The sequence below is a fragment of the Chryseobacterium indoltheticum genome, assembly GCF_003815915.1.
In the GTDB taxonomy this organism is placed as follows: Bacteria; Bacteroidota; Bacteroidia; order Flavobacteriales; family Weeksellaceae; genus Chryseobacterium; species Chryseobacterium indoltheticum.
In genome coordinates this window covers 525,849-538,549 of the sequence record NZ_CP033929.1, presented here as the reverse complement: position 1 = coordinate 538,549, position 12,701 = coordinate 525,849, and the positions used below count along the sequence as shown (strand labels likewise).

Here is a 12,701-nt window from a genome sequence, read left to right as displayed (position 1 = left end):
AGTTTTGGCGTGTTAGTATAATTTCTTTATAATAAAAGTAATATTTAAGAACAAATAAAATAAAATAAACACAAATGAATAATATTTACAACGGCTTTACTTTTGTGAAAGCACTATCACTTAATAACCCCACAGGAACAAGTACAATCGGAAAAAGTTTATTAGAAAACGCATCGGAAGAAAAGCCTTTTCTGCATGCGGTCGTAGAATTCAGAACCGTATATAAAACATACGACGGAAGTTTTGGGTACGATTGGTATCGGAAAAATGATAATGGGCAATCTTATGGCGGAATGTACAAATCTTTTATTGAAAGCGGGTACAAAGACGGAAAAACAAACTTAAAGACTGATGAGGCAATAAACCGTTTTTTAGATATGTATGAAGAGATCTCAATTAATCTGTCATTCAGGAAAAGCCAAAAAGAAAGGGAAGAAAAAAATTATCAGGTTCCGTATCTCTCTATGTTTTCAAAAGAAACAGTAGAAGCGATGAAACTTCCAAAAGATTTTGTACAACCCCAGTTTAGTGTTACACTTTCTGCTATAGTGGAAATTGCAAGGAACTCTGTTCTAAAGTTTGAATATGACACCACTCTTTTCGACATTACACCGCAAATACTTGCCGATAAATCTGCAGATAGAGGAATACATCAATCTAAAACAAAAGAAATTACCATTATCTGCAAAAAAGATCTGGACAGCAATAAGGAAATTAAAATCTACGCCTATCCGCAGGATAGAAAGTACAAGAGATCTCTTGCAGGAAAAATTACAGTATTGCAAAACAACGAAAAAGTAAGAAAAAATGTGAATTTTGCGTTGGTAAATATTAAAACAAATATTAAAAACGTACCATCCCCAAATGCTAATACCGGCGAGATAGAACCTGCAGAAGTCGATGCTTTAAGAAAAGCAATGTACCAATGCCTGATACTTCCAAATATTTTGGAGGTTCCATTATTGGATTTATCGGATAATGATAACTTTAAAATTATAAAAAACAATTTTGGTAATGATCAATATGGAAAGTATATTTTTCATAAAACCATTCCGACTGTTAAATGGACAGATGGCGGGATATTCCACAGCTATGCTTACAGCGACTGCCACGATTATGTGAAAAAACTTTATATCTCAAAAAACCAAAATCTTTTAAAAAGGACTTTCTATAAAAATTCCAAAGAAACAGTTGATGAGCAGTATCTTATTGATAATATTTTTACGGTATTTGCCTTTCGGGAAGATTCATTTCAGACCTATCGTTCCTCTTATTTTTTTGATAATCATGCTGTAGAAGGAGAGGTAAAAAACATCGGCGAAAATACGGCAATGCTCTTCAACAGCCTGAATAGCGCCAAAAGAGCAAATGATACTTCTCTGGCTCATGAAGTTTTGCACGGATTAGGGATCTATCATACTCATATAGACGAAAACCCAATTCCTACATCAAAAATCTTGTGTACTTTCGAGGAAAAATCAACAGATAATTACATGTCTTACAGAGCAGTAGATCCAGACGGCACAGTAAAAGGAGGAGAAAGAGAGACTCTCTGGAGATGGCAATGGAAAATTGCCAATAAGAATATTCCAGAAATAGAAAGTGATCCGAAATAGAAGCATTTACCGCATCCCATCAAGATCCTTTCAATATGACAACTCATGCTTGTTTATTTATATTGAGCGCATTTTCATCAATAAATTTTCAGATGTTGAAATATAATAAGTGTATATTTTTTTTAATTACTTTTGAAAGTATAAAATACAATATGAAAACAATAGCACCATTCATTTCGTTAATTATTTCTAGCTTTTTATTAACTTCCTGTATCGCGAAAACGGTAGAAAAACCAGAAAATAAAAATGCAAAAATAATAGCAGAAGAAAAACCTGCACTAGATAGTTCTCGTTTTGATATAAAGAAGTTTGAGGCAAATGCATACAAACAAAAATTATTTAAAGAAAACTTTAAAAAACCAGGGTTTGATGCTCAATACGAAGAAGAGATAGCTGATGACAGAACCGTTCGACAATGGACTGTTTTTCCTGAACAAGAAAAAGAAGACACACAAGAATACGCAGAAGAAATTTCAAAAAAATGGAATCCTTTTGTAATCCGTAAAGGATATAATTTTAAAGGACAGCTAATAGCGTGGTCGCAAACATTCAGATTAGAGCCCATCAATAAAAGCTATGAATATGACGAGAATGGAAAGATTATTAAAATAACCAACTATGAAGAAAAATTCAAGCACAGCTTTGTCGACATTAGAGAGTTTCTGTTAAAAACCAAAGGAATAGACATTTATGATACCCGGCAAGCCATTGCCAGAAGAGTAAATCATAGATACGAAGATCCAACGCAGGTTTATTACGACATCTATGTTTTAGATAAAAAAGATGAGAAAAATGACTACCGCATTGTGATTTTTGATGATACGCTGCAAATAAAAGAATATAGAAATGAGAATAAGTCGAAATAATTGCTTACGATATGAAAACAATAGCACCATTCATTTCGTTAATTATTTCTAGCTTTTTATTAACTTCCTGTATCGCGAAAACGGTAGAAAAACCAGAAAGTAAAAATGCAAAAATAATAGCAGAAGAAAAACCTGCACTAGATAGTTCTCGTTTTGATATAAAGAAGTTTGAGGCAAATGCATACAAACAAAAATTATTTAAAGAAAATTTTAAAAAATCAGGGTTTGATGCTCAATACGAAGAAGAGATAGCTGATGACAGAACCGTTCGACAATGGACTGTTTTTCCTGAACAAGAAAAAGAAGACACACAAGAATATGCAGAAGAAATTTCAAAAAAATGGAGCCCTTTTGTAATCAGAAAAAAATATGATTATAAGGGACAGCTCAGAAGATGGTCTACCACATTTCGGCAAGAATCTATAAACAAAAGCTATGAATATGATGAGAGTGGAAAGATTATTAAAATAACCAACTATGAAGAAAAATTCAAGCACAGCTTTGCAGACATTAGAGAGTTTCTGTTAAAAACCAAAGGAATAGACATCTATGATACCCGACAAGCCATTGCAAGAAGAGTAAACCATAGATACGAAGATCCAACGCAGGTTTATTATGACATCTATGTTTTAGATAAAAAAGATGAGAAAAATGACTACCGCATTGTGATTTTTGATGATACGCTGCAAATAACAGAATATAGAAATGAGAATCAGTCGAAATAATTGCTTACGATATGAAAACAATAGCACCATTTATCTCGATATTTTTTTTTAGTTTATTATTTTCTTGTACTGCAAAAACCACAGAAAAACCAGAAAGTAAAAATGCAATAATAGCAGAAAAAAAACCTGCAATAGATAGTTCCAGATTTGATATTAAAAAATATAATGAAAGAAGGATAAAAGAAGGGCACTATGATTTCGAATTTACGGAAAATGGGAAAAATATCAGACAAAGATATAGCTTACCTAAAAGAGACTCTCCGGATTCAGATGGTGAATACGCAGAAGAAATTTCAAAAAAATGGAATCCTTTTGTAATCCGTAAAGGATATAATTTTAAAGGACAGCTAATAGCGTGGTCGCAAACATTCAGATTAGAGCCCATAAACAAAAGCTATGAATATGACGAGAGTGGAAAGATTATTAAAATAACCAACTACGAAGAAAAATTCAAGCACAGCTTTACTGATATTAGAGAGTTTCTGTTAAAAGCCAAAGGAATAGACATCTATGATACCCGACAAGCCATTGCCAGAAGAGTAAACCATAGATACGAAGATCCAACGCAGGTTTATTACGACATCTATGTTTTAGATAAAAAAGATGAGAAAAATGATTACCGCATTGTAATTTTTGATGATACACTGCAAATAAAAGAATATAGAAATGAGAATAAGTCGAAATAATTGCTTACAATATGAAAACAATAGCACCATTTATTTCTATATTTTTTTTTAGTTTATTATTTTCCTGTACTGCAAAAACAGCAGAAAAAACAGAAAGTAAAAATGCAAAAATAATAGCAGAAGAAAAACCTGCAGTAGATAGTTCCAGATTTGATATTAAAAAATATAATGAAAGAAGGATAAAAGAAGGGCACTATGATTTTGAATTTACGGAAAATGGGAAAAATATCAGACAAAGATATAGCTTACCTAAAAGAGATTCTCCGGATTCAGATGGTGAATACGCAGAAGAAATTTCAAAAAAATGGAATCCTTTTGTAATCAGAAAAAAATATGATTATAAGGGACAGCTCAGAAGATGGTCTACCACATTTCGGCAAGAATCTATAAACAAAAGCTATGAATATGACGAGAATGGAAAGATTATTAAAATAACCAACTATGAAGAAAAATTCAAGCACAGCTTTGTCGACATTAGAGAGTTTCTGTTAAAAACCAAAGGAATAGACATTTATGATACCCGACAAGCCATTGCAAGAAGAGTAAATCATAGATACGAAGATCCAACGCAGGTTTATTATGACATCTATGTTTTAGATAAAAAAGATGAGAAAAATGATTACCGCATTGTAATTTTTGATGATACGCTGCAAATAACAGAATATAGAAATAAGAATAAGTCGAAATAATAATCTTTAAATTAATTTTAATCGTACCCAACAAATAACTTAAATAAGAGGTTATTATTTACATAAAAAACTTTACATATTTCTTTATAAAATTTACTAATTTTCATTTAACACGTCAAGTTCTGTCGCCTCCCGCTACTATCTTTATTCTACCAAAATAACAGTAGAAAAATGAAAAAGACAACCCTACTTTCTTTAGATGGAGGCGGAATAAGAGGCATTATTACCTGCATTATTTTACGCTACATAGAAGAGCAGCTGCAGATTAATGACAAACCAAGTGCAAAGCTTGGAGATTATTTTGATCTGGTGGCAGGAAGCAGCACGGGAGCATTGATTGCAGCGATTATTTTGTGTCCCGATGAACACAGAAAAGCAAAATATTCTATTCAGAAAGGTTTGGAATTGTATTCTGAAAAAGGTGGCGATATATTTCAGGTTTCTTTTTGGGAAAAACTGATCAACCCATTTGGATTATTGAATGAAAAGATTTCTCAGGAAGCCCTCGAAAAAAACCTCAACGAATTTTTTGGAAATTTAGAATTAAAAGAACTCATAAAACCCTGCTTAATAACAAGCTATGACATAGAAAACAGAAGAGCAAAATTATTTAATTCTTGGAAAGCAAATTTAATTACGGATAATTTTTACGTGAAAGATGTTTGCAGAGCAACTTCAGCGGCGCCAACTTATTTTACTCCGGTTCAGATTAAATCGATGTACGGACAGGTTTTTAGTTTAATTGACGGTGGAATGTTTGCCAATAATCCGGCACTTTGTGCTTATGCGGAAGCAAGAAAAACTCCCTTCGCAGCAGTATTAAAAAATCATCAAAAAGCCAATTATCCGACTGTAAATGATATGATTATTATTTCCATCGGAACCGGAATTGAATCAAAACGCTATTCTTTCAAAAAAATGGAAAAAGCAGGAAAGCTGGGCTGGGTCACTCCGATTATTGATATTCTGATGTCTGCTAATGCAGAAACGGTAGATTATCAGCTTTGCCAGATGTTCAATACTTTAGGATCCAGAAATCAGAAAAACTATTATCGCCTAAATCCTTCGTTGAAGAATGCTTCTCCTGCGATGGATAATGTAAGAAGATCAAATATTGAAAATTTAATTCAGGCAGGATTGGGTTATATTGATGACAACAGAGATGTTTTAAACCAAATTGTACAGAAACTCATTAAAAATAAAATATAAGCTTTTAAGATTATAATCAATCATTATAAGCTTATTCTATTATAATTGAACAACAAAATTAAATTTTTTAAATTTAAAAACACGTCAAGTTTTGTCGTTCTTCCCAATTAGATTTGTAATAAACAAAGGCATAAGAAAATCTTAAAAAACCTTTAGAGAACCTTTTAAATTCAATATTTAAACAATGTTGAACAGCCTAAAATATTCTCAAAAAGCACTAACATTTAAAAACACAAAACATGGAAACACCAAATCACAATTCAGACATCTTTTTTAATCAGGATCTTTACACCGTTAGCTGGACTGATATCGAAAACACAGAAATAGATTACGAAAATTACCTTGATGATATTGAAAATTTCTTCAGAGAAGATTTTGAAAATGACATTCTGGAGGAAGAATTTGAAACGAATAAGAATGACATTTAATTCTTAAATACGTCAAGTTTTGTCGTTGTGACGTCTTAAATTTAATATACCAAAACAACACAACCCATTATAAATTTTTACGAACATGTTTTATTCAGCATTCTCAAAATGCCGAACAGCCAGAACTATGTTTAAAACAACAATTAAAAACACAATAAAATGATTGAAAATTAAATGAAGGTGGAATACCTAGCCAATAACCACCTAAAAAAATAAGGCTGAAACCTGAAGTAAATCTAATAAAAAGACACTTCAAAATTTTAATCTTAAAAATAAAAAAAATACAAATGAAATCAAAAAACGATGCGTCTCAGACGTTATTTAGATTCGTGAGTTTAAGAAACCCACAACTTACAGAAATAAAAAGAAGAAATCTAGGTTTTATTCATAGACCTTCAGGAGCAAAAGGATTATTTGATGAAGCAGTTTCGGCAAGATTAGCCAAAACCTTGAAATTAAACGCCATGTCATCAAAAATAAGGTATTTTGATGCTGAAGCTATTAAATCAGAGAAAGAACTTGAAACAGGATCATTTAGCCAACTTTTAATTATTGGCAGAAAAATTTCAAAACAAGAAAAACTTGAAGACATAGATTGGAGTCTTACTAAAGAATATTATAAAAGCTTAATGATCAACAAGAGCTAACTGTTGATGCAATAAAAATGTTTGAAAAACTATGGAATAATTTTATTTATCAGGTTATTTCACAAAAAGACTTTTATGTAAAAGAAGCAATCACTCATATCCTTAAAGCAATTCATCTGGGATTTGCACAGAATATTCATATTGATGACGATGTCATCAAAGCAAATGGCGGCAAAAAACCACTTGAAAATGCATTCAATGCGAAAGTTGTTCTTCCAACATATCTATTTGGTGAAGATCAAGCAAGCTCAGCGGTACTGGCCAATAGATCGACTTCGACTGAAGCATCAGTGATTAATGAGAGTTCTCAAGAAAGAATAAAAACAGAGGCTAAAATTGATTTGGCCGCTACCAAAGCTATTCTTAGAAAAACAAAATTAGAAAAATTAAATTCTGAACTGGATAAAATTCGGCAGTCTTATCATGCTTCTTATTATAAAGCCTATAATTCGGCATTCATTGCTTACACAAGAAGTTATGAAGGTCAACAGGACCAGTATGATACCGTACAGGCTCAAATCGAACTCCTTGAAGAACAAAAAGGATCGGAAGAAGAATTAAGAAGACTTTATGAACGTTTAAGAGAATTAGAAGTTCCGGCATTTGAGTTTTCTTATGCGAGCGAGATCAACATCACTGATCTTCAGGCAAAGCTTACAGCCGAATCACTGGAACTATTCATGGAACTATTTTCTATTCAACAATTAGTTCCTGAAATCTTTGTTAAAGGCGCAGCAGATTTACAACCAGAGTTTGTCTCAGAAACAGAATTACGAGTAGGAGCACAGTTGCTTCAAATAGATGACAGATTCTTGAGATTCGACAATGTTTTCACTGAATTACAAAATCAAATGTCTGAAGAATCAAGGATTGCAATGGAAAACGCTAATCTTCCACAGACACAATACGCCAACATCGGAGGAGCTCTTGTTCCGATTGCAAATTCGCGTGCGAGAACTCATTTAGCATACAGTTTTATTTCCAACTGGTACAGATCTGCTTTTGTTCCTAATAATGGTTTTGTCAATTTTTCTCTCGAAGTTGAAGACAACTCGTGGAGCGTTGCCAATGCAAAAATTACAATGGAACTCAATAGTGGGCATTATGAGGAAAGTATCGGTAATGTAGTCGTAAATAATGGCGTTGTAAGCTTTCCCGCATTGGCAGTCAATAGATTTACAACCATTTCTTCCGTAAAAATCGATATTTATTTTAACAATGGAAGAGAGGCCTATTTAGAACTTTCTAAAGTTCCGAATAATGAAATGTTTACCGGGATTCTTATATTAAAACCAGGAAGAGAAATTCCTGTTGAAGAACCGTATGTTAAAGAGCCAAAAGTGAGACAACATTTTGGCATTAAGAGATTAGGTATAGCAGATTATTTGAAAGTGGTACAAAGTGTCCACGCCTACGTACCTGGATTAGTTTCGAATATAGAAAACGTCATGGCCAGCGAATTACGCCACAAGTCTTCTGTTTCAAGAGAATATTCAGAGATTACAGATACAACATCCAAATCTGTTGAAACTGAAAAAGTTTCCGATACTTCTAAAACATCCAGAACTGACATGCAGACTGAGGTGGCGAAGGAATTAGACAAGCAGCAAAGTATTACCGCCTACACGCGTTTCAGTTATGGAAATGATAATGCGATGAAATTTGACATCGGTGCTGATTATGCTAACAATACGGCACAGCATGACAGTACACGCCAGGCGGTAATGAAATCTCAGGAGATTACTGAAAGAGCAATGGAAAGAGTTCTGACAAAAATCAATGAGGAAAGAATTCAGAAAATCATCAAAGAATATACGGAGACCAACGTTCACGAATTTGATAACAGAGGTAAATCTGTTGTAGGAAATGAGCCGCCACAGCATATTACGGGAGTATACAGATGGGTTGATATGAAATATAAAAACCAGATCTATAATTACGGTAAGCGTACCATGTTTGAATTTATGGTTCCAGAACCGGCTAAACTGCATCGTTTGGCTTTAACTGTGGCAAAAGGAAATATTCTGAAAGCTCCGGTAGACCCTAGAACAGCTCCGGAACCTTGGAACATGAGAGATATGAAGGCTGTAACAGATACGAAATTACAGTACTGGGCCGATATCTATGGAGTAACCTTGGATGAAACTTTAAAGAAAAGCCTCGAAATTAATCATGATGCTAACGGTTCACCAAATACAGATAATGGTTTCGGAACTGATATCAGTGCTATTCAAATTCCTGCAAATTACGTCGGAAGAACAGTCGTTTTTTCATGTTTTGCTAAAAGAAACAGACAAAAGAAGAGTGTTTGGGGAGGAGCTCAAAGTATGGCGGCAACAATACGATATTCTAATCTTGCAGGATGGGATAATTCTTATAGTGCTCGCGGTGATATCAACACCAATGATACAAAAGGAGGTCTTAACCTTCAGGGAAATGTCACAATGGGCGTTGGTGGAGAAAATATTAACCATTACAGAATCTCAGCGAAAATTACCTGTCAGCTAAGTGAAGAATATTTGGCGCAATGGAGAATGGAGCAGTATAAAAAGATCATTGCTGCATATGAAGAAGCGTATAAGAAATTCCTGGAAGAACAAGCAAGATTAGATGCTGAACAAAAAGCTAAAGAAGAGGAAGCAAAGGATAAAGTTGGAAAATTCTACAGATACATGGAGCATGATGTCTTAAAGCACAATTGTATTGCTTATCTGCTTCAGGATTATTTAAATGTATTAGGACAGGTAATGACCAACGGATCAGAGAAAGACACTTTGATGGAGAACTATCAGGTGTACTTAGGTGAGGATCTTGATAAATACACGGCTTTGGCGAAGTTCATGGAACAGGCATTTGAATGGGAAGTGATGGATTATACTTTCTATCCATATTACTGGGCAAACCGTAAGGAATGGCAGGATATGTATATTTCGGAAAGCGTCGACCCACTATTCAGAAGTTTCCTTCAGGCAGGGATGGCAAGAGTGGTGGTAACTGTTAAGCCGGGATTTGAAGATGCTGTACAGTTTTTCCTGACAACAGGTAAAATTTGGAATGGCGGCGAAGTTCCTGTCATCGGAGACCCAATGTATATGTCTATCGTAGACGAAATGAGACAGCCAACCGGAGAAGCTCAAGGTAAATTCTGGATTACCAGAATGCCTACGACATTGACTATTCTTCAGGATAAATCCACAGGATTACCAGTGGAGCAACCACTACCGATTTTCCCTGAAACAGATCATGAAAATTGTGAAAATCCTTCGGAGCTTGAAGACACGACAAGTTTTGAGCCTAGAGACATACAATTACAGCGTTCTGACAAAACGGAAAGTACTTTAGGATAATTAATAAAGAATGGCGGTTTTACTGCCGCCATTTTATTTTTAACTTTAAAATTATGAAAAAATGAGTACAGTAAAAGCATTAGGAATCCCTAAAATTAAAGCGTTAGGGTTAGGGAATTCCAATACAGATGAAAAATCAATAAATAGTGGAAATGAGAAGTATTTTGTCGGAGCCAATTGGGCATCAAGAAATATAAAGTTTGGGCAGTTTGCAACACTGAATATATCATTGCATTCTTTTCAAAAGAATACCAAAATGACTGTTTTCCTTTATGAAAAAAATAAGGTAGAAGATCGGCTATTAGATTCGAAAACACTTCAGGTAAATAGTAATAGACTATCAGTAAAGTTTTTGATAAAAGAAGATTTCATGGATTTATTTTATGAATGGGGAGAAGATAAAGAACTTGAATTTTATTGCAAAATAAATTATTTAAATTCAAAAATCTATGCTGAGTATAAAAATCCACTAATTCTTAAGTTTGATTTAAAAACAATAGATGGATGTAAACCAGAGATTAATTTTCCCTATTCTAAAGATGATGTTAGTGAAGATAATTTTCCTTATACAAGCAATGTTTTTAAAACAATTTCAGAAATTTCAGATTTGATTAAATTTTATTCTCAATTGTATAAAGTTCCTGAAATTGCAGTTGCAGGAGCTATTGCTGACGAATATAATTCGAGAAAAGGGTGGAGGAAATCCGTAGATTGGTTTCAAGACGATGTTCTGATTAATTGGATGCCAAACTTTGCAATTGAGTTTGACGCATTTATAAACTCTAACAAAAAGTTATTAAATTCTACAAAACACGATTTGGGGATTGGTAATATCAAACTTGAAACAGCAAAAGAATTATATAATCAATATCCACAAACTTTTAAAAAGAAAAACTGGGATTATACTGATCTGGTTGACTATATTAGATCTAACGATGGAACTGTACACTTAGCTACTTTAGTAATAAAAAAAGCAAAAACTTTATTTGATAGTTACATAAAACAATTTAAGCAAGAAAAACAAGAGGCAATCTTGGTAACGTATTATAAGCAGGGTGATTCTTATTATAAAAAATTTATTGAAAAACTAAAGAAAAATCCAAATCATCAAATCGGTTCGGGAGAAGGATGCAGAGTTTGTATGCAAAGAGATAGAATAAAAAAGGCCTTAGATAAGAAAATATAAAATTAATTTTCTAACTTTAGTCAAATTAATTTATGGAAATAACAATATTCATTTTGTTGATACTTCTCTTTGGGAATATATTTTTTTTATTAAAAAAAATCAAGTTAAGATTATCAAGTTTAACTTAGTTTTATTTGTAATATTTCTTATTATTTCTATAATAATAGTATTCTTCCAGGGGAAACAAAAAATTATGGATGCAGTAATTGGTAGTTTACTTTTCCCAATCTTTTTTTTAATACAAATTTTAACAAATTTTATTATTACAAAATATAATTTAACGAATAAGTATATATTTTATATTCTGTACTTTTTTCTTATTTCAACTTTTTTTTCATTTATATATGGTATTATTTTAACTGGGTTTTTGTAGCTAGTACTTTAAGAATAATAATAGAATGAAAAATTTAAGATGGTTTTGGTTAATAAATTATACAATAACAATTTATTCTTTTTTTGTTATTTTATAGTGTTTGGACTTATGAAGGGAGTCTCTATAATGTTTTATCAATTAATGATAAATTTCCATTTATTTTGAGTATTTTAATTGAATGGTTGCAAATTCCTATAGTATTAGTCACATTAATATGGAAAAAGCAAGAGCGAAGTCTCATACATTGACTATATTGGATAATATTATTAATTCTTTCCATTTCTAAAATAATTTTTATACTTTTTTTCTACAGGAGCTGTAACATACAAAAGTTAATATTTATCATGAAAAAATACAAAACCCGTATTTTTTTAGGATCACTCTTTTTAATTATCATCTTTAATAGAGAGAGCATTTTTTGTGCTCTCTTTTCTTACAAAATTGATAAAAAAAGAGCATCGCATAAAATGCGTGATGAAAATATTATTATGATTATTAACGAAAATAATAGATATCCAACTACATTTTTGAGCGAAATTATTAATACTTCTCAGAAATGTACGTCTGAGAAGTTAAATTTCACTTTTGCAAAATGTAATACTGATCCGAATTTGTTAATAAATTATGGAAAAACTAATTGTATTGGCTATGCTACTTTTGCAACATCTATATGTAATTATCTTTTGGAAAGACAAAATATGAAAAGGCAGTGGGTCGCAACACCTTACATTGCAGAGATTTATTTTTGCGATGTGAATATTCATCCTTTTTTTAATTCTTCTTTTTTCAAAGATCATGATATTGTTGTGATTGAAAATTTAATTACTCATCAAAAGTTTGCATTTGATCCTTCATTAAATGATTATTTTGGAATTTACAAAATAAGATTACGTTAGCCTTATTTACTTAATACAGCTTGCTTATGATTA

At 32.3% G+C, this 12,701-nt stretch carries 11 protein-coding genes; all 11 read left to right on the top strand.

The window, feature by feature from the left end; genetic code table 11:
* Positions 1-74 precede the first annotated feature (74 nt).
* The 11 genes from EG358_RS02570 to EG358_RS02520 all read left to right on the top strand — a co-directional run bounded on the left by EG358_RS02570 (position 75) and on the right by EG358_RS02520 (position 12,668).
* Entirely contained in the window at positions 75-1,616 is a 1,542-nt protein-coding gene (locus EG358_RS02570; RefSeq protein ID WP_076561321.1) for a hypothetical protein, read from the top strand.
* 152 nt (positions 1,617-1,768) lie between these two features.
* Entirely contained in the window at positions 1,769-2,482 is a 714-nt protein-coding gene (locus EG358_RS02565; RefSeq protein ID WP_076561320.1) for a hypothetical protein, read from the top strand.
* Between the two features lie 11 nt (positions 2,483-2,493).
* Positions 2,494-3,207: a hypothetical protein gene (locus tag EG358_RS02560; RefSeq protein WP_076561319.1), complete on the top strand. Its 714-nt coding sequence runs from the start codon at positions 2,494-2,496 to the stop codon at positions 3,205-3,207.
* Positions 3,208-3,218: 11 nt separating this feature from the next.
* The gene (locus EG358_RS02555; protein ID WP_076561318.1) at positions 3,219-3,893 is read left to right on the top strand and encodes a hypothetical protein; all 675 of its coding nucleotides are present in this window, start codon (positions 3,219-3,221) and stop codon (positions 3,891-3,893) included.
* 11 nt (positions 3,894-3,904) lie between these two features.
* Positions 3,905-4,582, top strand: a complete 678-nt coding sequence (locus EG358_RS02550; RefSeq protein WP_076561317.1) for a hypothetical protein — start codon at positions 3,905-3,907, stop codon at positions 4,580-4,582.
* 171 nt (positions 4,583-4,753) lie between these two features.
* Positions 4,754-5,791, top strand: coding sequence for a patatin-like phospholipase family protein (locus EG358_RS02545; RefSeq protein WP_076561316.1), 1,038 nt, complete (start codon positions 4,754-4,756; stop codon positions 5,789-5,791).
* A gap of 239 nt (positions 5,792-6,030) precedes the next feature.
* Positions 6,031-6,219, top strand: a complete 189-nt coding sequence (locus tag EG358_RS02540) for a hypothetical protein (RefSeq protein WP_076561315.1) — start codon at positions 6,031-6,033, stop codon at positions 6,217-6,219.
* Between the two features lie 287 nt (positions 6,220-6,506).
* Positions 6,507-6,866: a hypothetical protein gene (locus tag EG358_RS02535; RefSeq protein WP_076561314.1), complete on the top strand. Its 360-nt coding sequence runs from the start codon at positions 6,507-6,509 to the stop codon at positions 6,864-6,866.
* A 17-nt stretch (positions 6,867-6,883) separates the two neighbouring features.
* Positions 6,884-10,213: a hypothetical protein gene (locus tag EG358_RS02530; RefSeq protein WP_076561313.1), complete on the top strand. Its 3,330-nt coding sequence runs from the start codon at positions 6,884-6,886 to the stop codon at positions 10,211-10,213.
* 61 nt (positions 10,214-10,274) lie between these two features.
* Entirely contained in the window at positions 10,275-11,399 is a 1,125-nt protein-coding gene (locus EG358_RS02525) for a hypothetical protein (protein WP_076561312.1), read from the top strand.
* 717 nt (positions 11,400-12,116) lie between these two features.
* The gene (locus EG358_RS02520; protein WP_076561311.1) at positions 12,117-12,668 is read left to right on the top strand and encodes a hypothetical protein; all 552 of its coding nucleotides are present in this window, start codon (positions 12,117-12,119) and stop codon (positions 12,666-12,668) included.
* Positions 12,669-12,701: the final 33 nt, after the last annotated feature.